The sequence below is a fragment of the Pseudomonas sp. AC211 genome (assembly GCF_979258055.1).
The window spans coordinates 3,908,638-3,931,112 of record NZ_OZ409830.1; the positions used below are offsets into that span (position 1 = coordinate 3,908,638).

The 22,475-nt window shown below is 61.2% G+C and carries 16 protein-coding genes, 1 other RNA gene and 6 pseudogenes; 4 read left to right on the forward strand and 19 right to left on the reverse strand.

Going from position 1 to position 22,475, the window contains the following annotated elements:
* Positions 1–2: 2 nt before the first annotated feature.
* The 14 genes and pseudogenes from ACZZZP_RS18510 to rsmI all read right to left on the reverse strand — a co-directional run bounded on the left by ACZZZP_RS18510 (position 3) and on the right by rsmI (position 14,983).
* Positions 3–950: a D-alanine--D-alanine ligase gene (locus tag ACZZZP_RS18510; protein ID WP_122494261.1), complete on the reverse strand. Its 948-nt coding sequence runs from the start codon at positions 948–950 to the stop codon at positions 3–5.
* Entirely contained in the window at positions 947–2,365 is a 1,419-nt protein-coding gene (murC, locus tag ACZZZP_RS18515) for a UDP-N-acetylmuramate--L-alanine ligase (RefSeq protein ID WP_463536755.1), read from the reverse strand. Before murC ends, ACZZZP_RS18510 begins: the two co-directional genes overlap by 4 nt.
* Positions 2,366–2,393: 28 nt before the next feature.
* Positions 2,394–3,464: an undecaprenyldiphospho-muramoylpentapeptide beta-N-acetylglucosaminyltransferase gene (gene murG, locus ACZZZP_RS18520; protein ID WP_463383701.1), complete on the reverse strand. Its 1,071-nt coding sequence runs from the start codon at positions 3,462–3,464 to the stop codon at positions 2,394–2,396.
* Positions 3,454–4,692, reverse strand: coding sequence for a putative lipid II flippase FtsW (gene ftsW, locus ACZZZP_RS18525; RefSeq protein WP_163016624.1), 1,239 nt, complete (start codon positions 4,690–4,692; stop codon positions 3,454–3,456). Before ftsW ends, murG begins: the two co-directional genes overlap by 11 nt.
* Before the next feature lie 11 nt (positions 4,693–4,703).
* Entirely contained in the window at positions 4,704–6,053 is a 1,350-nt protein-coding gene (gene murD, locus ACZZZP_RS18530) for a UDP-N-acetylmuramoyl-L-alanine--D-glutamate ligase (RefSeq protein WP_463383702.1), read from the reverse strand.
* Between the two features lie 14 nt (positions 6,054–6,067).
* Positions 6,068–7,149, reverse strand: a pseudogene (mraY, locus tag ACZZZP_RS18535) (phospho-N-acetylmuramoyl-pentapeptide-transferase).
* Positions 7,150–8,517, reverse strand: a complete 1,368-nt coding sequence (locus ACZZZP_RS18540; RefSeq protein ID WP_463383703.1) for a UDP-N-acetylmuramoyl-tripeptide--D-alanyl-D-alanine ligase — start codon at positions 8,515–8,517, stop codon at positions 7,150–7,152.
* A pseudogene (locus ACZZZP_RS18545) lies at positions 8,513–9,973 on the reverse strand (UDP-N-acetylmuramoyl-L-alanyl-D-glutamate--2,6-diaminopimelate ligase); the annotation flags it as partial. The pseudogene ACZZZP_RS18545 and the gene ACZZZP_RS18540, both read right to left, overlap by 5 nt.
* A complete protein-coding gene (locus ACZZZP_RS18550; RefSeq protein ID WP_463383705.1) occupies positions 9,973–11,709 on the reverse strand; it encodes a peptidoglycan D,D-transpeptidase FtsI family protein in 1,737 nt (578 codons plus the stop codon). The gene ACZZZP_RS18550 and the pseudogene ACZZZP_RS18545, both read right to left, overlap by 1 nt.
* Positions 11,706–11,999 (reverse strand): cell division protein FtsL, encoded by a 294-nt coding sequence (ftsL, locus tag ACZZZP_RS18555; RefSeq protein WP_122494278.1) that lies wholly within the window; start codon positions 11,997–11,999, stop codon positions 11,706–11,708. The genes ACZZZP_RS18550 and ftsL overlap by 4 nt, the downstream gene beginning before the upstream one ends.
* Positions 11,996–12,917: pseudogene (gene rsmH / locus ACZZZP_RS18560) on the reverse strand (16S rRNA (cytosine(1402)-N(4))-methyltransferase RsmH). The gene ftsL and the pseudogene rsmH overlap by 4 nt, the downstream one beginning before the upstream one ends.
* Before the next feature lie 30 nt (positions 12,918–12,947).
* A complete protein-coding gene (gene mraZ / locus ACZZZP_RS18565) occupies positions 12,948–13,403 on the reverse strand; it encodes a division/cell wall cluster transcriptional repressor MraZ (RefSeq protein ID WP_122452446.1) in 456 nt (151 codons plus the stop codon).
* A 311-nt stretch (positions 13,404–13,714) separates the two neighbouring features.
* Positions 13,715–14,071: RNase P RNA component class A (gene rnpB / locus ACZZZP_RS18570), an RNA gene on the reverse strand.
* Positions 14,072–14,119: 48 nt separating this feature from the next.
* Entirely contained in the window at positions 14,120–14,983 is an 864-nt protein-coding gene (rsmI, locus tag ACZZZP_RS18575) for a 16S rRNA (cytidine(1402)-2'-O)-methyltransferase (protein WP_463536756.1), read from the reverse strand.
* A gap of 134 nt (positions 14,984–15,117) precedes the next feature.
* Here rsmI and ACZZZP_RS18580 point away from each other — a divergent pair.
* The 4 genes and pseudogenes from ACZZZP_RS18580 (at position 15,118) to ACZZZP_RS18595 (ending at position 18,607) form a co-directional block, all read left to right on the forward strand.
* A pseudogene (locus ACZZZP_RS18580) lies at positions 15,118–16,928 on the forward strand (penicillin-binding protein activator).
* The gene (locus tag ACZZZP_RS18585) at positions 16,929–17,300 is read left to right on the forward strand and encodes a YraN family protein (protein WP_122494284.1); all 372 of its coding nucleotides are present in this window, start codon (positions 16,929–16,931) and stop codon (positions 17,298–17,300) included. It abuts the pseudogene before it with no gap.
* A gap of 186 nt (positions 17,301–17,486) precedes the next feature.
* Positions 17,487–18,080, forward strand: a complete 594-nt coding sequence (locus ACZZZP_RS18590; RefSeq protein WP_122452443.1) for a phosphoheptose isomerase — start codon at positions 17,487–17,489, stop codon at positions 18,078–18,080.
* Positions 18,077–18,607, forward strand: a complete 531-nt coding sequence (locus tag ACZZZP_RS18595) for a BON domain-containing protein (RefSeq protein WP_463383707.1) — start codon at positions 18,077–18,079, stop codon at positions 18,605–18,607. Before ACZZZP_RS18590 ends, ACZZZP_RS18595 begins: the two co-directional genes overlap by 4 nt.
* An 85-nt stretch (positions 18,608–18,692) precedes the next feature.
* Here ACZZZP_RS18595 and ACZZZP_RS18600 read toward each other — a convergent pair.
* From ACZZZP_RS18600 to petA, 5 genes and pseudogenes are all read right to left on the reverse strand, one after another.
* A pseudogene (locus ACZZZP_RS18600) lies at positions 18,693–19,105 on the reverse strand (ClpXP protease specificity-enhancing factor).
* A gap of 17 nt (positions 19,106–19,122) precedes the next feature.
* The gene (locus ACZZZP_RS18605) at positions 19,123–19,740 is read right to left on the reverse strand and encodes a glutathione S-transferase N-terminal domain-containing protein (RefSeq protein ID WP_122452440.1); all 618 of its coding nucleotides are present in this window, start codon (positions 19,738–19,740) and stop codon (positions 19,123–19,125) included.
* Between the two features lie 93 nt (positions 19,741–19,833).
* Entirely contained in the window at positions 19,834–20,616 is a 783-nt protein-coding gene (locus ACZZZP_RS18610; protein WP_463383709.1) for a cytochrome c1, read from the reverse strand.
* 12 nt (positions 20,617–20,628) lie between these two features.
* Positions 20,629–21,828 (reverse strand): annotated as a pseudogene (locus tag ACZZZP_RS18615) (cytochrome b); the annotation flags it as partial.
* Complete coding sequence (gene petA / locus ACZZZP_RS18620; RefSeq protein ID WP_122494293.1) at positions 21,828–22,421, reverse strand: ubiquinol-cytochrome c reductase iron-sulfur subunit; 594 nt, start codon at positions 22,419–22,421, stop codon at positions 21,828–21,830. The pseudogene ACZZZP_RS18615 and the gene petA, both read right to left, overlap by 1 nt.
* Between the last annotated feature and the right edge of the window lie 54 nt (positions 22,422–22,475).

Sequence of the window (22,475 nt, forward strand, 5' to 3'; positions counted from 1 at the left end):
TCTTAACCTCGTGCCTCAACGCTGTCGGAAAGAATCGCCACGACCAGCTGCTGGAAATCCAGCCCTGCGGCGCGAGCGGCCATTGGCACCAGGCTGTGGTCGGTCATACCGGGAACGGTGTTGACTTCCAGCAGCCAGAATTTGCCGTCTTTGTCTTGCATCACATCGGCACGGGCCCAGCCCTGAATGCCAACGGCATCGCAGGCGCGGGCGGTGAGGTCTTTGAGTTCCTGTTCTTTGGCGGCATCCAGCCCACACGGAATGCGGTACTGGGTGTCATTGGCCAGGTACTTGGCGTCGTAGTCGTAGAAGCTGTGGGGAGTGCCCAGGCCAATCGGTGGCAGCACCTCGCCGCGCAATACGGCAACGGTGAATTCCGGACCGCTGATCCACTGCTCGACCAACACCTGCGAGTCGTAGCCGCTGGCGTCGCGCCAGGCGCTGATCAACTCGTCGACGCTGTTCACTTTGGCCATACCGATACTGGACCCTTCATGCGCCGGTTTGACGATGAGGGGGAACCCCAGTTCCATGGCTGCCGACCGGCAGTCATCGACGTTGGCCAACACCGCGTGGCGCGGGGTCGACAAACCGAGGCTCTGCCACACTTGTTTAGTGCGCAGCTTGTCCATCGCGAGCGCGGATGCCAGCACGCGGCTGCCGGTGTACGGAATGCCAACGCACTCCAACAGGCCTTGCATGCTGCCGTCTTCACCGCCGCGACCGTGCAGCACGATAAACGCGCGGTCGATCTTCTCGCTGACCAAACGCTGCAGAAAGTCGTCGCCCACGTCGATACCGAAGGCGTCCACGCCCGCCGCTTGCAGCGCTTCCAGTACGGCAGCGCCGGACTTCAGCGAAACCGGGCGCTCAGCGCTCTTGCCACCGAACAGCACGGCCACACGGCCGAAAGCGTCCGGGGTCAGGTTGCGATCTAACAGGCCACTCATTTCTTACTCCCACCGGCGACAACCGCGCCGGCAAACAACAGGCTCTGCAACAACTGCGGCGCCAGGCCACCGATATCCCCGGCGCCTTGGCACAGGAGGATGTCGCCAGCGCGCAGCAACGGTTTAACGATCGGCGCCAGCTCAGTGCCACGCTCGATATAGATAGGATCCAGCTGGCCGCGCTGACGAATGCTGTGGCACAGCTGACGGCTATCGGCGCCAGGAATTGGCTCCTCGCCCGCTGGGTACACTTCCATCAGCAGCAGCACGTTCGAGTCGGCCAGCACCTGCACGAAGTCGTCGTACAGATCGCGGGTGCGGCTGTAACGGTGCGGTTGGTACACCATCACCAAGCGACGCTCCGGCCAGCCACCGCGTACGGCCTTGATCACCGCTGCCACTTCACGCGGGTGGTGACCGTAATCGTCGACCAGCATCACGCTGCCGCCCTCGACCGGCAGTTCGCCGTACACCTGAAAGCGTCGGCCCACGCCCTGGAATTTCGACAAGCCGTGAACGATGGCCTCGTCTGTAAGGCCTTCGTCGGTAGCGATAGCGATGGTCGCCAGCGCGTTCAATACGTTGTGGTTGCCCGGCATGTTTACCGACACATCCAGCGGTTCACGGCCTGCGCGCAGCACGGTGAAGTAGGTTTGCATGCCGTTCTGACGCAGATTGATGGCGCGTACATCGGCGTCTTCGCTCAGGCCATAGGTCATGGTCGGGCGCTTAACCTGGGGCAGAATTTCACGCACCACCGGATCGTCCACGCACACCACGGCCAGCCCGTAGAACGGCAGGTTGTGGAGGAACTCGACGAAGGTTTTCTTCAACTTGTTGAAGTCACCTTCGTAGGTGCTCATGTGGTCCATGTCGATGTTGGTGACCACGGCCACCATCGGCTGCAGGTGCAGGAAGCTGGCGTCGCTTTCGTCCGCTTCGGCGACCAGGTAGCGGCTAGTGCCGAGCTGGGCGTTGGTGCCGGCAGCGTTCAAGCGGCCACCGATTACAAACGTCGGGTCCAGGCCTGCGGCGGCAAACACCGAAGCAATCAAGCTGGTGGTTGTGGTTTTGCCATGGGTGCCAGCAACGGCGATGCCGTGGCGATAGCGCATCAGCTCGGCGAGCATTTCGGCGCGCGGCACGATGGGAATACGGCGCTCAAGGGCGTTGGCCACTTCCGGGTTAGCGGTGTTGATGGCGCTGGACACCACCAGCACATCGGCGTGCTGCGCGTTCTCGGCGCGGTGACCGATAAACACCTGGGCGCCGAAGTTCTGCAGGCGCTCGGTAACGGCCGAACCCTTGATGTCAGAACCGGACACGTCGTAGCCCAGGTTCAACAACACTTCGGCAATACCGCACATGCCCGCGCCGCCGATGCCGACGAAGTGGATGCGACGGATACGGCGCATTTCTGGCTGCGGAAACGCTTTCTGGCTCTCAACCACGGGCCACCTCCAGGCAGATGTCGACGACGGTGCGGGTCGCGTCGGGCTTGGACAGGCGGCGCGCGGTGCTGGCCATGTAGATAAGGCGTTCGGGATGCATCAAAACCTCGGTCAGGCGCTCGGCCAATTCGGCGGCGCCAGTAGTCGCTTGTGGCAGCAGGAAGGCAGCGCCTTCACGAGCCAGATAATCGGCGTTGCGAGTCTGGTGATCGTCGATGGCGTGCGGCAGTGGCACCAGCATCGACGGCAGACCGGCAGCAGCCAGTTCACTGATGGTCAGCGCGCCTGCGCGGCACACCACCAGGTCGGCCCAGGCATACGCACCGGCCATGTCTTTAATGAAAGGCGCGACGTGCGCTTGGACACCGGCCGCGTCGTAACGGTCCTTGGTGATTTCATCGTGATTCTTGCCGGATTGGTGCACCACTTCCGGACGGATCTCGACCGCCACTTCGCGCAAGGCTTCAGGCAGCAGCTTGTTCAACGGCTCGGCGCCCAGGCTGCCGCCCAGAATCAGCAAACGCGGACGACGGCCTTGCAGCGTGTCGCGTGGTGTTTCCAGGAACAGCTCTTCACGCACCGGGTTGCCGGTGGTGCGGCGCTTGGCCGACTGGCTGAAAGTATTCGGGAAGGCTTCGCACACGCGCGTGGCGAAACGCACCAGGCTGCGATTGGCGGTGCCGGCCACGGCGTTCTGCTCGTGAATGATCAGCGGCACGCCAGCCATTTTCGCCGCCAGGCCACCTGGGCCGGTGACGTAGCCGCCCATGCCCAGCACGCAGACGGGCTTCAGTTTGCGCACGATGCGGCGCGCCTGGAACAGCGAGCGCAGCAAGCTGAACGGCGCCTTGAGCAGGTTGACGAAGCCTTTGCCACGCAGGCCGGCGACGTTGATCAGGTGCAGGTCCAGACCGGCTTCCGGCACCAGTTGGTTTTCAATGCCGCGCGGCGTGCCGAGCCAGTGCACGGTGTAACCGCGCGCCTGAAACTCGCGAGCACAGGCCAGCGCCGGGAACACGTGGCCGCCAGTGCCGCCGGCCATGATCAGAACATTAGCGGCCATGGACCACCTCCTTGGACGCTTTGCTGGCAGCCGGCTCTTCGGCGAAATCGCTCTCGACGAAATCGACATCTTCGCTGCCAAGAATGGTGCGGCGCTCCCACTCGATACGCAGCAGCAACCCCAGGCAGGCGCAGCAAATCACCAACGAGCTGCCGCCGTAGCTGAGGAACGGCAGGGTCAGCCCTTTGGTTGGCAGCAGGCCGACGTTCACGCCGATGTTGATCAAGAACTGGCCGATCCACAGGAAGGCCAGGCCGAACGCGACGTACGCGGAGAAGAACTGCTTGGCCTTTTCAGCCCAAAGCCCGATGTACAGCGCGCGCACGCTGACGAACACAAACAGCGCCACGGTGGCCAGCGAACCGAACAAGCCGAGTTCTTCGGCGAGCACGGAGTAAACGAAGTCGGTGTGTGCTTCCGGCAGATAGAACTGCTTCTGCACGCTGTTGCCCAGGCCGACGCCTAGCCATTGGCCACGGCCGAAGGCGATCAGCGCTTGAGTCAATTGATAGCCCGAGCCGAACTGGTCGGCCCACGGGTCGGTAAAGGTCACCAGCCGCGCCATGCGATACGGCTGCGCCTGCACCAGCACGAATACCGCGCCGACTGCCAAGGCCACCATCAGCGAGAAACGGAACAGGCCGACACCGCCCAGGAACAGCATGGCGGCGGCAGCACCCATCAGTACAACGGTGGCACCGAAGTCCGGTTCCATCAGCAGCAAGCCAGCCATCGGCAACAGCACGATGAAGGGTTTGAAAAAGCCCATCCAGCTCTCGCGCACTTCTTCCTGGCGGCGCACCAGATAGCCGGCGAGGTAGATAACCGAGAACACTTTGGCGATTTCCGAAGGCTGCACGTTGAATGCGCCGAAGCCGATCCAGCGCATCGAACCGTTCACTTCGCGGCCAATGCCTGGCACCAACACCAGCACCAGCAACCCGAACGCCACCACCAGCAAGGTGCCGCCCATGCGCTGCCAGGTGGACATCGGAATCACCAGCATCAGGCCAGCAGCGCCGAGGCCGATGGTCATGTAAATGACGTGGCGGATCATGTGATAGAACGGGTTGCCGGTCTGCACGGCGGCCACTTCGGTGGAGGCCGAGGTGATCATCACCAAGCCAAGGCCCAGCAGCGCCAGGCAGCCGGCCAGCAACGGGAAATCGAGGTCGATGCCGCGACGGCTGAACAGCGGCGACGGGTACGGGCGCAGAATGCTAAGCAGGCGAGCGAGCATCAGTTGAGCCCCCCGACGGCCTGGGCGAACAGGCGCCCGCGTTCTTCGAAATTCTTGAACATGTCCAGGCTCGCGCAGGCTGGCGACAGCAGCACGGCATCGCCGCTCTGGGCCAGCTCGGCGGCCTTGGCGACCGACTCATCCAGCGAGGTGACGCGAATCAGCGGCACGCCGGTATCAGCCAGCACGTCGGCCAACAGCGGTGCATCGCGGCCCAGCAGAATCACAGCGCGGCAATGGGCAGCGACCGGCGCACGCAGGGCGGAGAAATCCGCACCTTTGCCATCGCCGCCCGCAACGAGCACCAGCTTGCCAGCGATGTCGGCGCCCAAGCCTTCGATGGCAGCCAGCGCGGCGCCGACGTTGGTGGCTTTCGAGTCGTCGTAATAGCTCACGCCGTCCCGCTCACGCAGCCACTGGCAACGGTGCGCCAGGCCAGTGAATTCGCGTAGCGCTTGCAGCATCGGTTCAAACGGTAAGCCCACCGCATGGCCGAGTGCCAAGGCCGCCAGGGCGTTGGCTTGGTTGTGAGCGCCGCGCACTTTCAATTCGCGCGCCGGCATCAGGGTTTCAAACTGGAAGGCCAGGTGCTTCTCGCCCTGCTCTTCCACCAGACCGAAACCTTTGAAGTCGGGCTTGTTCAAGCCAAAGGTCCAGCACGGTGTGTTTTCGCCAATCAGCGGACGGGACAAACCGTCCTGACGGTTCACCACCACTTGCCGCGCGCCACGGAAGATCCGGTGCTTGGCCAGGTGATACGCCGGCAGGCCGCTGTAGCGGTCCATGTGGTCTTCGCTGATGTTCAGCACGGTGGCGACTTCAGCGTTCAGCTGGTCGGTGGTTTCCAGTTGGAAACTCGACAGCTCGACCACGTAAAGCTCGACGTCGTCGCTGAGCAAATCCAGCGCCGGCGTGCCCAGATTGCCGCCGACCGCTACACGCTTGCCGGCCGCTACGGCCATCTCGCCTACCAAGGTGGTGACGGTGCTTTTCGCGTTGGAGCCGGTGATGGCAACAATCGGCGCCTTGGCGTGGCGGGCAAACAGCTCAATATCGCCCAGCAGTTTTACCCCACGGGCGGCGGCCGCTTGCAGCGCCGGAGTGGCCAAGGCCAGACCCGGACTCACGTACAGCTCGTCGGCGCGGCAGAGGAACTCAACGTCCAGTTCGCCACAACGCACTTCCACCTCCGGGTACTGGGCGCGGATGGCGGCCAGCTCCGGTGGGTTCGCACGGGTGTCAGCCACGGCAAAGCGGATGCCCTGGCGCGCGAGGAAGCGCACCAGGGACATGCCGCTCTTGCCGAGGCCGACAACGATGCGGAAGTGGTCAGTAGCGATGAGGCTCATTGGGTTCCTTGTCCTTAACGCAGTTTCAGAGTGGCGAGGCCGACCAGCACCAGAATTACGGTGATGATCCAGAAGCGCACGATTACGCGCGGCTCAGGCCAGCCTTTGAGTTCGAAGTGGTGATGGATTGGCGCCATGCGGAACACGCGCTTGCCGGTGAGCTTGAACGAAGCCACCTGAATCACCACCGACAGGGTTTCCATCACGAACACGCCGCCCATGATGAACAGCACGATTTCCTGGCGCACGATCACGGCGATGGTGCCCAGCGCAGCGCCGAGCGCCAGCGCGCCGACGTCGCCCATGAATACTTGTGCGGGGTAGGTGTTGAACCAGAGAAATCAAGGCCCGCCCCCACCAGCGCGGAGCAGAACACGATCAGTTCGCCAGCGCCCGGTACGTAGGGAATCAACAGGTAATCAGCGAATTTGATGTTGCCCGACAGGTAGCAAAAAATGCCCAGCGCGCCGCCGACCATTACGGTGGGCATGATCGCCAGACCGTCGAGGCCGTCAGTCAGGTTCACTGCGTTGCTCGAGCCGACGATCACGAAGTAGGTCAGCACCACGAAGCCCACACCGAGGGCGATGCTGACGTCTTTGAGCATCGGCACGATCAGGGTGGTTTCAACCGCGCTAGGCGCAGTCATATAAAGGAACACGGCAGCGCCCAGGCCAAACACCGATTGCCAGAAGTACTTCCAGCGGCTCGGCAGGCCTTTCGAGTTTTTCTCGATGACCTTGCGGTAGTCGTCCACCCAGCCGATGCCGCCGAACAGCAGGGTCACGATCAGCACCACCCACACGTAGCGGTTGGTCAGATCAGCCCAGAGCAAGGTGCTGATGGCGATGGCGGAAAGAATCAGCGCGCCACCCATGGTCGGCGTACCGGATTTGGACAGGTGCGACTGCGGACCATCGTTGCGCACGGCTTGGCCGATTTGACGAATCTGCAGGGTGCGAATCATCCAAGGGCCCAGCCACAGCGACAGCGACAACGCGGTCAATACACCCAGAATCCCGCGCAGGGTCAGGTATTGAAAGACCGCGAAGCCCTTGTAGAACTGTTGCAGATACTCGGCCAACAGCAGCAGCATTTAATGACTCCCCTGGGTGCCGCACAAAGCCGCAACGACGTTTTCCATCGCTGCGCTGCGCGATCCTTTAATTAGAATGGTGGTGTTGCCTGGCTCGGCACTGACGGCGGCGATCAGGCTGGCCTGATCGGCAAAGTGCCGGCCATTGGCGCCGAAAGCGGCCACGGCGTGGGCCATGTTCGGGCCGACGGCATAAAGAGCATCGACTTTCCCGGCGGCGTAAGCGCCGACATCGCGGTGGCCCTGTTCAGCCCACTCGCCTAGCTCGCCGATATCGCCCAAAACCAGAACGGTCCGGCCGGAAAAGGCCGCGAGTATATCAACGGCGGCACACATGGAAGTCGGGTTGGCGTTGTAGGTGTCATCGATCACGCGCGCGCCATTACTCGCCAACTGCGCTACCGCGCGGCCTTTGACCGGCTGCACATTTTCCAACCCGGCAACGATACTGACCAACGGCAGGCCAAGCGCAGCGGCGGCTGCAGCTGACGCCAACGCATTGGCGATGTTGTGGGTGCCGAGCAGATTGATCTGCACCTTGGCGCTGCCTTGAGCGCTGTTCAGGGTGAAGAACGGGCAACCACGGGCATCGCGGCCGAGGTCGCTGGCGTAGAAGTCGGCGGCGCTGTTGTTCAGGGCGAAGGTCAGCACCTTGCGCTCGCCGGCACGGGCTTTCCAAATGCCAAAGGCTTTGTCGTCGAGGTTGAGCACAGCGGTGCCGCTGGCGCTCAGGCCGTCGATGATTTCGCCTTTGGCTTCGACAATTTTGTCGGCGCCGCCGAACTCGCCGATGTGGGCGGTGCCGGCGTTGTTCAGCACGGCCACGTGCGGCTTGGCCAACGCCACGGTGTAAGCGATTTCGCCGACGCGGTTGGCGCCCAGTTCGATAACGGCGCCTTTGTGTTCTGCGCCCAACTCGAGAAGGGTCAACGGCACACCAAGGTCGTTATTCAAATTGCCACGTGTGGCCAGAACGGCGCCGTCGATGCCGGCGCGCAGAATGCTGGCGAGCATTTCCTTGACCGTGGTTTTGCCGCTGGAGCCGGTGATGGCAGCCAGGGGGCCGGTGTAGGCCTGACGATTGAGCGCGGCGAGTTGGCCCAGCGCGTGGCGAGAGTCGGCTACCACCAGTTGCGGAATGCTCACGCCCACGGTTTCACGCTCGACCAGCGCAGCGACCGCGCCTTTCTGCGTGACTTCCTGCAAATAGCTGTGGCCGTCGAAACGTGGACCAGTCAGGGCGATAAACAGCTGCCCCGGCTTGATCGCACGGCTGTCAGTGCTCACTTCACTAAACGTGGCGTCGGCGCCGACCAGGCAGCCATTGAGGGCGTTGACCACTTCGCTCAACCGTAAGGCTTTGAGCATGAGCGGCCTCCCAGGCGGCCAGGGCCGTGGTGGCTTGGTGCAGGTCGGAGAACGGTTGGCGCTCGCCGTTGATTTCCTGGTAATCCTCGTGGCCTTTACCGGCCAGCACGATCACATCGGCGGCATCGGCGCTGGCGATCAGCTGCGCGATGGCCTGGCCGCGACCGTATACAAACTGGGCTTTCTCCGGCGCGGTGAGACCGGCGCGGATGTCGGCGAAAATCTGCTCGGGCGACTCGGTGCGCGGGTTGTCGTCGGTGACCATCACGCCATCGGCGAGGCGCTCCACCACTTCGGCCATCAGCGGACGTTTGCCGCGATCACGGTCGCCGCCACAGCCGAACAGGCACAGCAGTTTGCCGGTGGCGTGTGGGCGCAGGGCGGTCAGTACTTTATCCAGCGCGTCTGGCGTGTGGGCGTAGTCGACCACCACCAGCGGCTGGGCGCCGCCGCCCAGACGCTGCATGCGACCGGCCGGGCCTTCCAGTTTCGGCAGCACTTTCAGAATTTCGTCCAGCGGGTAATCCAGGCCCAGCAGCGCGCCGACCACGCCGAGCAGGTTGCTCAGGTTGAAGCGGCCCAGCAACGACGAACGCAGGCTGCCCTCGCCTTTGGACGTGACCAGCTTGGCGCGCACGCCGTGGTCGTCGAACAGCGCTTCGCTGCAGGTACAGGTAGGCGTTGCGGTCTTCGAGGCTGTAGTAATCAGGCGCGAGTCGTGGTGCTCGGCGGCCAGTTGGCGGCCAAACTCGTCATCAATATTCAGCACGCGGCAACGCAGGCTCGGCCAGCGGAATAGTTTGGCTTTGGCTTCGCCGTAGGCCTGCATGGAACCGTGGTAGTCCAGATGGTCGCGCGACAGGTTGGTGAACACCGCCACGTCAAAGGCCAGTGCCGCGACGCGGCCTTGGTCCAGACCGTGCGACGACACTTCCATAGCCACTGCGCGAGCGCCGGCTTGTTTCAGGTTGGCCAACACCGCTTGCACGCCGATGGGGTCTGGCGTGGTGTGGCGGCCTTGCTCCAGTTCATTGTGGAAACCGGTGCCCAGGGTGCCGACGATGCCGCAGCGCTCACCGAAGTGATCCAGGGCCTGGGCCACCAATTGGCTGATGCTGGTTTTGCCGTTGGTGCCGGTAACGCCGACCAGGTGCAGGCCACGGCTCGGCTCGCCGTAGAAGCGGCCGGCGATGGCGGACAACTGACCGGCCAGATTCTTCAACGCCACCAGCTCTGCGCCCTGGGCGTCGATAACAGGCGCGCCTTCGGCTTCATAGGCAACGGCGGCAGCGCCACGGGCGATCGCATCGCTGATGTGCACGCGGCCGTCTTGCCGCCCGCCGGGTACGGCCAGGAACAAGTCGCCGGGGCGCACTTTGCGGCTGTCCAGCGTCAGTTCGCGGATCAGCACCGAGCTCTCGGCTTGTGGCAGCAATTGGTTCAGTGGCATTGGCATTAGCGCGCTAACTCCCGAGGAATAGAGAGCGCCACGGCGGGCGCAACGTCAGCCGGGGTCAGGTTGTCTGGGGCAATGTTCATCAGGCGCAGGGCGCCGGCCATGACCTTGCCGAATACCGGCGCCGAGATCAGGCCGCCGAAGTAGGCGCCGGTGCTTGGCTCGTCCACGACTACCACCATGGCGATGCGCGGGTTGCTGATCGGCGCGAAGCCGGCGAACAGCGAGCGGTAGGCGTTCTGGGTATAACCCTTGGTGCCGACGGTTGCTTTACGCGCGGTACCCGACTTGCCGCCCACGTGATACGCCGGCACCTTGGCGCGGAACACGCCGCTTGGCGCTTCGACCACTTGCTGGAGCATGCCCTGGATGGTTTTCGCGGTGTCTTCCGGAATGACCTGCACGCCGTCCTGAGTACGGCCATCGACGCGGGTCATGGTCATGGGAATGCTGCGGCCATTGTTGGCGAGCACCGCATAGGCATGGGCGAGTTGAACGGCCGTCACCGACAGGCCGTAGCCGTAGGCCAGGGTCGCGGTTTCAGCTTTCGGCCAGATGCGGTGGTTGGGCAGGTTGCCGACGCGCTCGCCGGGGAAGCCCAAGCCAGTGTCCTGGCCGAGTCCGACTTGCTGCATAACGTTGTAAATCGGCTCGGCGCCGATATCGAAAGCGATCTTGCTGATGCCGACGTTACTGGACTTGATGAGGATGCCGGTGAGGTCGAGCACGCCTTCGTTCTTGGAAACGTCGCGGATGGTGTATTTGCCGATTTGCAGGGTGCCGGGGTAAACGTCAACCGTATCGGTCGGCTTCCAGCGCCCGCTTTCCAGCGCTGCACTCATGGAGAACGGTTTAACGGTGGAACCCGGCTCGAACACGTCGATCATCGCGCGGTTGCGCATCATCGCCGGTTGCAGGTTGCGGCGGTTGTTGGGGTTGTATGTCGGCTGGTTGACCATGGCCAGCACTTCGCCGGTTTTCACGTCGAGCATTACCAGGCTCGCACCCTTGGCGCCGAACTCGGTGACCACATTGCGCAGTTCGCGGTGGGCCAGGTACTGCAGACGCAGGTCGATGGACAGCGCCAGCGCCTTACCAGCCTTGGCGTTGCGGGTCACTTGCACGTCTTTGATCAGGCGACCGCGACGGTCTTTCAACACTTCGCGCTTGCCGGGTACGCCCGACAGCCACTGGTCAAACGCTAGCTCCACGCCTTCGCGGCCGTGGTCGTCGATGTCGGTAAAGCCCACCACGTGCGCGGTCACTTCGCCGGCCGGGTAGAAACGACGAAACTCCTCGATGGAGTAGACGCCTGGCACTTTGAGGTCGAGCACGGACTGGCCCTGCTCCGGGGTCAGGCCCCGCACCAGGTACATAAATTCGCGCCCGGCGTTGTCCTCCAGCCGGGCGGCAAAGGCTTTTGGCTCTTGCCCCAGGGCGGCAGCCAACGCTGGCCAGCGGTCTTTGCCGGCTTGCAGTTCTTTACCGTTGGCCCACAGGGTAGTGACCGGTGTACTCACGGCCAACGGCTCGCCGTTACGGTCGGTAATCAGGCCACGGTGCGCAGGAATCGGTACGTGACGCACGCTACGGGCATCGCCCTGGCCTTGCAGGAAAGCGTGGTCGAGCACTTGCAGGTCGATGATGCGCCAGCAGATGGCAGCGACCATGATTCCGAGCAGGCCCAGAACCACGCGGAACCGCCACGGATAGAGGGCGCCTTCGAGCTTCATCATTTCGCCACCATCCGAACTTCGGCTGGCTCAGGAATGCGCATTTTCAGCTGTTCACTGGCGAGGGTTTCGATGCGGCTGTGGGCGGTCCAAGTGCTTTGTTCGAGAATCAGGCGACCCCATTCGGCTTGCGCTTTGTCGCGCACGCTGAGTTCGCCATACAGCGAGTTGAGCAACTGGCGGTTCCAGTGCGCGCTGTAGGCCACGGCGATGGCCGAGACCAGCACCGCTATAAACAGAAGCAGCAGCACGGTGCTGCCGGCCGGGAGCGGCTTGGCGAAGGAGCGGCTCAACGCAACTTCTCCGCAACACGCATCACCGCACTGCGCGAGCGCGGGTTGGCCGACTGCTCAGCGTCGGAGGGGAACTGAGCCTTGCCGATGGTGCGAATTTTTGGCTCGAAACGCTCGACGCGCACGGGCAGGTTGCGCGGGAGTTTGTCCGCCTCGCCTTTTTCCAGACGGCGCATAAACAATTTGACGATGCGGTCTTCGAGCGAGTGGAAGCTGATCACCACCAGACGACCGCCGACTTCGAGCACGTCCATGGCCGCTTGCAGGCCACGCTCCAAATCGCCCAGTTCGTTATTCACGTGAATGCGCAAACCCTGGAAAGCACGAGTCGCCGGGTTCTTGCCCTTCTCCCACGCTGGGTTCGCTACTTTTAATACTTCGGCCAGATCGCCGGTGCGCTCAAACGGCTGCACCTCGCGGCGCTGGACCACGGCGCGCGCCATGCGCTTGGCGAAACGCTCTTCGCCATACTCTTTAAAGACGCGGGCAATTTCTTCTTCGGCCGCAGTAGCAATGAACTGCGCGGCGCTGACGCCACGGGAGGGGTCCATGCGCATGTCGAGCGGGCCGTCGTTCATAAAGCTGAAGCCACGCTCGGCGTCATCCAGCTGCGGCGACGACACACCGAGATCGAGCAGAATGCCGGACACTTTGCCCGCATCGCCCCGCTCGGCAACCGCTTCGCCGAGCTCGGCAAAACTGCGCTGCACAACGACAAAGCGGCCGTCTTCGGCCGCCAGCGCTTCTCCGGTCGCAATCGCCAGAGGGTCTTTATCAAATCCAAGAAGCCGACCGCCTGGCCCGGAGCTTCTGCAAGATCAGCCGACTGTGCCCGCCCCGGCCAAACGTGCCGTCCACATAGCAGCCGTCCGCGCGCACGGCGAGAGCCTCTACGGCTTCGTCGAGCAATACGGTGATGTGGCCGAAAGCCGCTGCTAGTTGGGGTTGTCACAGGATCAGATCACGCAATTCGTCCGGCAGACCGCCCGGCTGTTTAATGGCTGCCAGGTCCGCATCAGCAAGCGCGTTCCAGGCGTTTTCGTCCCACAGTTGGAATTTGTTCAGTTGCCCCACCAGCATCGCGTGCTTGTCGAGCTTGGCGTATTCGCGCAAACGCGGCGGCACCAGGAAGCGGCCGGCGCTGTCGAGCTCGATATCCACCGCGTTACCAATCAGCAAACGCTGCAGGCGACGGCTTTCTTCACGCAGCGATGGCAGCTCACGGAGTTTGGTTTCGATGATTTCCCACTCAGGCAGCGGGTAGACACAGAGGCAGGGGTCGATGGCGTCGATGGTAACGATGAGCTGGCCAGCCGAACGCGACACGATCTCGTCCCGATACCGACTTGGCATCGCGAGGCGCCCTTTGGCGTCGAGACTGATTGCGTTAGCTCCGCGAAACACGACAGCGCTTCCCCTTTTTTACTAGCTTTCCATGCCTAAAAACCCACTTCGTACCACTTTGTACCACTTCGGCACACTATAGGAACGCAGCTACCCCACCGTCAAGGCGCGCTTGAAGGGAAAATCCTTATGGGACGGTGATTTAGCGAGCTTTTAGGGGCGATGAAAGGCGGTTTTAGGGGTGTTTCGGAGGAGTGTACGCAAGCCCGCTCAATGAGCTGCGACTCGAAGTTAAAGTAACTTCTTAAGAGTTAGATTTTTTCGGATTTAGAAATGCTGCGACGGGAGGTAAAACGAAACAGCGGAAGGAGGTGGAGAGTCGATCTGTAAGCCGGGTTCTGTCGAGGACAGTCATTCCTCTACGACGGCCATCACTGGACGCCTTTAGCAACCTACCCGGTTCCGACGCGGGCCACGCCATGGAACCCTATTTGGTCTTGGCTCGAGTGGGGTTTGCCCTAGCCACGAACTGTTACCAGACGCGCGGTGCGCTCTTACCGCACCTTTTCACCCTTACCGGCACCGAAGTGCTTAGGCGGTTATTTTCTGTGGCACTTTCCGTAGCTCGCGCCTCCCAGGTGTTACCTGGCACTCCGCCCTATGGAGCCCGGACTTTCCTCCCCCCGCTCGCGTGAACGAAACGAGGCAGCGACTGTCCAATCGACTCTCCGCCGCCTAGGTAGCGGCAGCCTCCTGTTAGAACAAGCCGAAATCCGTTATTGCCGCTCCAGGGCCACCTGATAGAGCAGGTTCTTGCGCACCCCAGTGATCTCCGCCGCCACGGCAGCCGCGCGTTTGAGCGGCATTTCCTTGAGCAGTAAATCGAGCACGCGCAGGGTGTCGGCGCCTACCGCTTCCTCGCCTTCCGGCGCCTGCCAACCGGCCACCAACACCACGCATTCACCGCGCTGCTGGTTGCTGTCGCCCGCCACCCAGGCGCGCAACTCAGCAAGCGGCAGGCCATTGAGCGTTTCGAATGTCTTGGTCAACTCACGCGCCAACAACGCCACGCGCTCGCCGCCAAACACCAGTTCCATGTCTTCCAGGCATTCGAGAATACGGTGCGGTGCTTCGTAGAAAATCAATGTGCGCGGCTCTTCTTTTACAGCTTCCAACCGCGCTCGGCGGCCGACCGCTTTGGCGGGCAAGAAGCCCTCGAAGATAAATCGATCAGACGGCAACCCAGCCGCCGACAGCGCAGCGATCAGCGCGCAAGGCCCCGGCACCGGCACTACTTTTATGCCAGCGGCGCGCACTTGTCGCACCAGGTGGTAGCCCGGATCGGAAATCAACGGCGTACCCGCGTCAGAAATCAGCGCTACGTCATCACCCGCCTGCAGGCGCGACAGAAAACGACTGCCTTCATCACGCTCGTTGTGCTCATGGCAGGCCGCCAGCGGTGTAGGAATGCCGAAATGTTGCATCAGACGCATGGAATGACGCGTGTCTTCAGCGGCAATCAGCGCAACGTCGCGCAGAATCTTCAGCGCCCGAGCGCTGATATCGTCTAGGTTGCCGATGGGTGTGGCGACCACATAGAGGGTACCGGCGGTGGAATTCAAAGCACCCTGAGTGGTCACAACGCACACCTCTTAAATCTCGGAAAGCGCGCATTGTAGCCCGATTCGCAGCATCGACATCGCGCCTGGGGTGCCCCTTGGGTACAATCCGCCCTCTTCGATCAAGTACCAGGAACGTCTACATGATCAACCGCCTGACCGCCGGCCTGCGCCCGCTCCTCGCTATCAGCCTTGCCGCTCTCCTGGCCGCTTGCTCAAGCTCGCCGTCCTCCACCCTTGGCGAATTGCCACGCACGCCGCAGGCAAGCATTGAGCAATTGCTGCAGCAGGCGGCCGAAGCCAAGCCGGAAGAAGCGGCGTCGCTGCGATTGGCCGCCGCCGATCAGGCCTATCAACAGAAGGACGTTAGCCGTGCCGCGCAAATTCTCGATCAGGTTCCCATCGCAACGCTAAAACCTGCCCAGCAAGTGTTCGCCGCCACACTGAGCGCCGAACTCGCCCTGGCCCGCGGCAAACCGAAAAACGCCCTCGCAGCGCTTGATCAGCCCGGCATGCAACGCTTGGCCGAGCTGCCCGTTGAACAGCAAGTGCGTACTCAACTCGTGCGCGCGCAAGCGCTGGAAGCTGATGGTCAGCCCCTCGCTGCCGCCCGTGAGCGTGTTTTCATCGCGCCGCTGTTGAGCGGCAACCCAGCCGTCGAAAACCACGAGCGCATCTGGGCGCTGGTGTCTTCGTTGCCTGCTGATCAACTGCAAGGCGGCGGCGATGCTGATCTCGCCGGCTGGCTGCAACTGGCAAGTGCGGTCAAAACCGCTGGCACGTTGCAACAGCAGCAATCGGCTATCGATGCCTGGCGCCAACAAAATCCGCAGCATCCAGCAGCCGAACAGCTGCCCGCTCCGCTGACCAAACTCAAAGAGCTGGCCAGCCAACCACTGACCAAAATCGCCCTGTTATTGCCGCAAGACGGCCAGTTGGCCTCGGTGGCCCGCGCCCTGCGTGACGGCTTTATGGCCGCACATTTCCAGGCCCAACAAGCAGGCCAGAATCCGCCAAGCATTGAGCTGTATGACAGCTCGCGTCTGGCCTCGATGGACGAGTTCTACCGCCAGGCGCAGGCTGCGGGCGTGCAGCTCGTAGTCGGCCCGCTGGAAAAGAATCTGGTCAAGCAACTGAGCGATCGCGAGCAACTGCCGATCACCACCCTGGCGCTTAACTACAGCGACGTCGGCCGCGAAGGTCCACCGCAGTTGTTCCAGTTCGGCCTGGCTGCCGAAGACGAAGCGCGCGAAGTGTCCCGCCGCGCGTGGGATGACGGCATGCGTCGGGCCGTTGCCCTGGTGCCTCGCGGCGAATGGGGCGACCGGGTGCTGGACGCCTTTCGCCAGAGCTGGCAAGCCAAGGGCGGCAGCCTGATCGCTGCTGAGCACGTCGACCAACCGGTAGAACTGGCTCAGCAAATTGCCGACCTGTTCCAGCTGCGTCAGAGCGAAGCCCGCGCCAAACGCTTGCAAAGCGTGCTGGGCACGCAGGTTGCCGCGCAGCCTGCCCGCCGCCAGGACATTGACTTCATCTTCCTCGCCGCCACGCCCCAGCAAGCCCAACAGATCAAGCCAACACTGGCCTTCCAGTACGCCGGCGATGTGCCGGTGTATGCCACTTCGCACCTGTTCACCGGCGGCAGCAACCCGGCGCAGTATCAAGATTTGAACGGCATCCGCTTCTGCGAAACGCCGTGGCTGCTCGACGCCAACGACCCGCTGCGCCAGCAAGTGACCGGCCAATGGCCACAGGCCGCCGGCAGCCTCGGGCGCCTGTATGCCATGGGCGTGGACGCGTATCGCTTGGCACCGCGTCTGACCGAGCTAAAGCGCTGCCGCAAAGCCGTGTCGACGGCTTGTCCGGCAGCCTGAGCCTGACCGCCAGCCAGCGTGTGGAACGTCAGTTGCCATGGGCTGAGTTCCGCGACGGCAGCGTGCAGCGTCTGCCCGACAGCGGCTTCTGATTGATCGCCGCCAGCACGCAAACGGCAGGCCGTGAAGGCGAAGCAGAGGCGTTCGAGCATCTGCGCCGCCACGGCCTGAAACTGCTGAGCAAGAATTGGCGCTGCAAGGGCGGCGAGCTCGATCTGGTCATGCTGGACGGCGATACGGTAGTATTCGTCGAAGTTCGCGCCCGCCGGCATAGCGCCTGGGGTGGCGCCGTTGAGAGCGTTGATGGCCGCAAGCAGCAGAAGCTGATAATCGCCGCCAGCAGTTTTCTTCAGCAGCAACCTCGCTGGGCCAAACATCCGTGCCGTTTCGATGTCGTAGCCATCAATACGGCCGACACCCAGGCGAGCCGCTTGAACTGGATTCGCAACGCGTTTGACACCTGAGATCAGCCTGACCCAACACAATCGATTGCCGGCAGTACGCTGTGCGGCAGCAAGTTAGTGCAAGACCGAACCTGGTTTCGGCACAGCCAGCAGCGACTGCGGCGCCGAGCGATTTTTACCTGTAACAGGCAGGCGCCAGCATTACCCTGGCCCACCTGATCAGCAGCCACACTGAAGGTCATTCCGATGGACATGCAAGCCCGTATCCGCCAGCTGTTTCAAGCCAGTATCGAAACCAAACAGCAAGCCATGGAGGTGCTGATTCCTTACATCGAGCACGGCAGTCTGGTCATGGTTCAAGCCCTGCTCAACGAAGGCAAAATTCTCACCTGCGGCAACGGCGGCTCTGCCGGCGATGCGCAGCACTTTTCCTCCGAACTGCTCAACCGCTTCGAACGTGAACGTCCAAGCTTGCCAGCCATCGCGCTGACTACTGACAGCTCGACCATTACTTCGATCGCCAACGATTACAGCTACAACGAAGTGTTTTCCAAGCAGATTCGCGCCCTAGGCCAGCCTGGCGACGTACTGCTGGCCATCTCCACCAGCGGCAACTCCGCCAACGTCATCCAGGCCATCCAGGCCGCTCACGACCGCGAGATGATCGTCGTCGCCCTCACCGGCCGCGACGGCGGCGGCATGGCCTCGCTGCTGCTGCCAGAAGACGTGGAAATCCGTGTTCCATCGAAAGTTACCGCACGCATTCAGGAAGTCCATTTGCTGGCCATCCACTGCCTGTGCGACCTGATTGATAGCCAACTGTTTGGGAGTGAAGAATGACCCGTTCGCCATTAATCCTTGCCGCTCTTGCCATCACCCTGGTGCTTTCCGGGTGTGGCAGCCGTTCGTTCGGCAACAAGATCGATGACCAATTCATCCCGTCGAACGTCGAGCAGAAAATTAAACAGGCCAGCCCTGATTTGGCCAACGGCTCGCACATCATTGTTACCAGCTACAACGGCATCGTGCTGCTGGCAGGACAAACCCCACGTGCGGACTTGAAAGCCTCTGCCGAGCAAGCTGCTCGCTCTGTACAAGGCGTGCGCAAGGTTTACAACGAACTGCAAGTGACCGCGCCCTCCTCGGCGCTGGCGCGCAGCAATGACGCCTTGCTGACCACTAAAATCAAAACCGAAATGCTAGCCGACAGCAGCGTGTCGAGTTCGCAGATCAAGGTGGTCACCGAGAACGGGATCGTCTACATGCTTGGCGTGGTAAGCCGTCAGCAAGCGCAACTGGCGACCAACCTGGTCCAAGGCGTATCGGGCGTTCAGAAGATCGTGAAGCTGTTCGAGTACGTCGACTAAGTCGATTCGCAGGCAATAAAAAAGGCGATCTTCAGATCGCCTTTTTTATTGGGTCGGGTTTCATGTAGCGAAACCCGCCGACACCTTACTTGACCACCTTTAAGCTCGGCCGGCCGCTTGGACGCGGTGGCTCGGAACCTGATGGGCCGTCGTCGTCCGGATCATCGTCTAGCTCTTCGTCAGCCACCGGCGATTCCAGATCGAAAACCATCCCTGGCCGTTTTCCCGCGCGTAAATTGCCAACACGGCAGAGGCCGGAATGAACAAGGTATGCGCGATGCCACCGAAACGCCCTTCGAAGCTCACCGCCTCGTTATCCATGTGCAAATGGCGAACGGCGCTAGGCGATACATTCAAGACAATCTGACCGTCATTGGCGAAACCTTGCGGCACTTGCACGTTCGGGTATTCCGCGTTTACCAACAGATGCGGTGTGCAATCGTTATCGACGATCCACTCGTATAAAGCGCGAATCAGATACGGACGACTGGAGTTCATCAAAAGCTCCTTCAGCTTCAGCGCATATCGCGCTCTACACCCGACAGGCTGATTTGGAAGGCCTCACGGGCGAACTGGCGCTCCATGTAATCGAGCAGCGGTTTCGCCGGTTTGGGCAGTTCAATGCCTAATATCGGCAACCGCCACAGGATCGGCAAGAGGCAACAATCTACCAAACTCAATTCGTCACTGAGGAAATAAGCCTTGTCGGCAAACAATGGCGACACGCCGGTCAGGCTCTCGCGCAGTTCTTTGCGGGCCTGAACGCGCGCCGGCTCTTTGCTGCGCGGATCAAGTATCTGGTCCACCAATACGCACCAGTCGCGCTGAATACGGTGCATCAGCAAACGGCTATTGGCGCGAGCCACCGGGTACACCGGCAGGAGCGGTGGATGTGGGTAACGCTCGTCAAGATATTCCATCACGACCGTTGACTCGTACAACGCCAAATCACGGTCCACCAAGGTCGGCAGACTGGCGTAAGGATTGACCTCAACCAGCTTGGGCGGTGTACGCCCGGGTTCGACGTTGATGATTTCCGCGCTAACACCTTTCTCGGCGAGCACGATACGTACGCGATGGGAATAGTGATCGGCGGGGTCGGAGTAACAGGCCAACCGGTTGGTCACGCCCATGGCGATCCTCCTCGCTTGTTAAAGTTATCTGAAGCAGAAAAAACGTGCGCGCCCAATTGGGCGCGCAAGTCGACAGCGGAGAATACCAGTTACTTAGTGCACATCCTTCCAGTATTCACGCTTCAGCAGATACGCGAACACAAAGAAGAAGGCCAAGTACAGCAGCACGTAAGTACCGATGCGCTCGCTTTTAAGCTTCACTGGGTTTGCCGAGTAGGCGAGGAAGGTCACAAGATTTTTGATCTTCTCGTCGAACTCAGCTTCGTTCAACTTGCCGGTCTTCGGCACGATGGTGAGCTGGTCACAGGCTTCGTGGGTCAGCGGAGTACCGGTGAGTGGGTCGTACTGCTTTTTACCGTCCTCAACCACCTGTACTTGCTTGCAGCCTACAACCTGACGACCTTGCAGACCGACCAGCACGTTAGGCATACCCACGTTCGGGAACACCTTGTTGTTCACACCCCAAGGGCGTGCCGGGTCTTCGTAGAAGTTGCGCAGATAGCTGTAGAGCCAATCGTTGCCACGAACACGAGCCACCAGAGTCAGGTCGGGCGGAGCCGCACCGAACCACTTCTTGGCATCAACCGGCGACATACTGTTTTTCATCAGGTCGCCAATTTTTGCACCGGTGAAAACCAGGTTGCTCAGCATCAGGTCATGCGGGATGCCGAGGTCATCGGCAACGCGCTCGTAACGCTGAAACTTGGCGCTGTGGCAGCCCATGCAGTAGTTGGCAAAGGTACGCGCGCCGTCTTGCATGGCGGCTTTGTCGGTCAGGTCAATATCAACCGAATCCAACTCAGGGCCATGGCCAGTGTTGGCGAGCGCAATGGCCGGCAGAACAGCGAAAACTAGTGCAGCAAATAGCTTTTTCATCAGCCAGTCACCCTTTTCCGGAACCGGTTTGGTCTTCTCAAGCTTGGTGTAGAACGGCATGAGGATGAAGTATGCGAAGTACAGGAAGGTGCAGATACGCGACAGCAACGTGCGCTCGTCGGTCAGGGCCAATACGCCCAACACGCCCAGAATCACGAAGGAAACGCAGAACACCGCCAACCAGATTTTGCTCATCCAGCCTTTGTACTTCATCGACTTAACCGGGCTACGGTCAAGCCATGGAAGTACGAACAGAACAGCAATTGCAGCACCCATGGCGATTACGCCGAGCAACTTATCCGGTACCGCACGCAGAATTGCGTAGAACGGTGTGAAGTACCAAACCGGAGCAATGTGTTCTGGCGTCTTGAACGAGTTCGCTACTTCGAAGTTCGGCTTCTCAAGGAAATATCCGCCCATTTCCGGGAAGAAAAAGATGATCGAACAGAAGATGAACAGGAACACCACCACGCCGACGATATCTTTCACGGTGTAGTACGGGTGGAAGGCAATGCCGTCCAACGGTACGCCGTTTTCGTCTTTGAACTTCTTGATATCCACGCCTTGCGGGTTGTTCGAACCGACTTCGTGCAGTGCCAGAATGTGCAGCACGACCAGGCCCAGAATCACGATCGGCAGGGCGATAACGTGTAGCGCAAAGAAGCGGTTCAGGGTGATGCCAGAGATGAGGTAGTCACCACGGATCCACTGAGTCAGGTCATCGCCGATCACCGGAATCGCACCGAACAGCGAGATGATTACCTGGGCGCCCCAGTACGACATCTGACCCCACGGCAGGAGATAGCCCATGAACGCTTCAGCCATCAGCGCCAGGTAGATCAACATACCGAACACCCAAACGAGCTCACGCGGCTTCTGATACGACCCGTAAAGCAAGCCACGGAACATATGCAGATAAACCACGATGAAGAACGCCGACGCGCCGGTGGAGTGCATCAGACGAATGATCCAGCCGTATTCCACATCACGCATGATGTATTCAACGGAGGCGAAAGCCTCTTCGGCGGACGGGGTGTAGCTCATGGTCAGCCAGACGCCGGTCAGGATCTGGTTAACCAGAACCAGCAGAGCCAGCGAGCCAAAGAAGTAGAAGAAGTTGAAGTTCTTCGGTGCGTAATACTTGCTGAGATGGTCTTCCCACATTTTTGTGGCGGGAAAGCGCGCATCTACCCACTCCATGAATTTGCTCATCAGGCTTTCTCCTGGTCCACACCGATGACAATGACGTCGTCAGACTCGTAAGAGTGAGGCGGCACTGGCAGATTCAACGGGGCTGGTTGCGATTTATAGACACGACCCGCGAGGTCGTAGCGCGAACCGTGGCATGGGCAGAAGTAGCCACCGACCCATTCAGCGCCGAGGTCAGCCGGAGCCACTTCAGGACGGAAGGATGGCGAGCAACCCAGGTGGGTGCAGATACCGACCAGCACTAAAATCTCCGGGCGGATCGAACGCACAGTCGGGTCGACATAGGTGGGCTGCACGGAAGCTTTCGACTCCGGGTCAGACATCCGATCGTGGATCTTGGTCAGGTTGCCCAGAATTTCATCTGTACGGCGAACGATGAATACCGGCTGGCCGCGCCACTCAGCAATCATCTGCTGACCTGGTTCGACTTTGCTGACATTCACCTTCACCGCAGCACCAGCGGCCTTGGCCTTGGCACTCGGGAACCATGACCCCACGAACGGGACCGCAGCACCCACCGCTCCTGCAGCACCGACCACCGAAGTGGCTGCTACAAGGAAGCGACGCCGGCCTGCATTCACGCCGTCATTGCTCATTCAGTCGTCTCCCATCAGCTTTGTGGCCTGTTATTCAGGCATCTACTAAGTAAA

Coding starts and splice junctions, on each gene's coding strand:
- ACZZZP_RS18510 (WP_122494261.1), bottom strand. CDS start 950: ATGAGTGGCCTGTTAGATCGCAACCTGACCCCGGACGCTTTCGGCCGT.
- murC (WP_463536755.1), bottom strand. CDS start 2,365: ATGCGCCGTATCCGTCGCATCCACTTCGTCGGCATCGGCGGCGCGGGC.
- murG (WP_463383701.1), bottom strand. CDS start 3,464: ATGGCCGCTAATGTTCTGATCATGGCCGGCGGCACTGGCGGCCACGTG.
- murD (WP_463383702.1), bottom strand. CDS start 6,053: ATGAGCCTCATCGCTACTGACCACTTCCGCATCGTTGTCGGCCTCGGC.
- ACZZZP_RS18540 (WP_463383703.1), bottom strand. CDS start 8,517: ATGCTCAAAGCCTTACGGTTGAGCGAAGTGGTCAACGCCCTCAATGGC.
- ACZZZP_RS18550 (WP_463383705.1), bottom strand. CDS start 11,709: ATGATGAAGCTCGAAGGCGCCCTCTATCCGTGGCGGTTCCGCGTGGTT.
- ACZZZP_RS18590 (WP_122452443.1), top strand. CDS start 17,487: ATGGACATGCAAGCCCGTATCCGCCAGCTGTTTCAAGCCAGTATCGAA.
- ACZZZP_RS18595 (WP_463383707.1), top strand. CDS start 18,077: ATGACCCGTTCGCCATTAATCCTTGCCGCTCTTGCCATCACCCTGGTG.
- ACZZZP_RS18605 (WP_122452440.1), bottom strand. CDS start 19,740: ATGGGCGTGACCAACCGGTTGGCCTGTTACTCCGACCCCGCCGATCAC.
- ACZZZP_RS18610 (WP_463383709.1), bottom strand. CDS start 20,616: ATGAAAAAGCTATTTGCTGCACTAGTTTTCGCTGTTCTGCCGGCCATT.
- petA (WP_122494293.1), bottom strand. CDS start 22,421: ATGAGCAATGACGGCGTGAATGCAGGCCGGCGTCGCTTCCTTGTAGCA.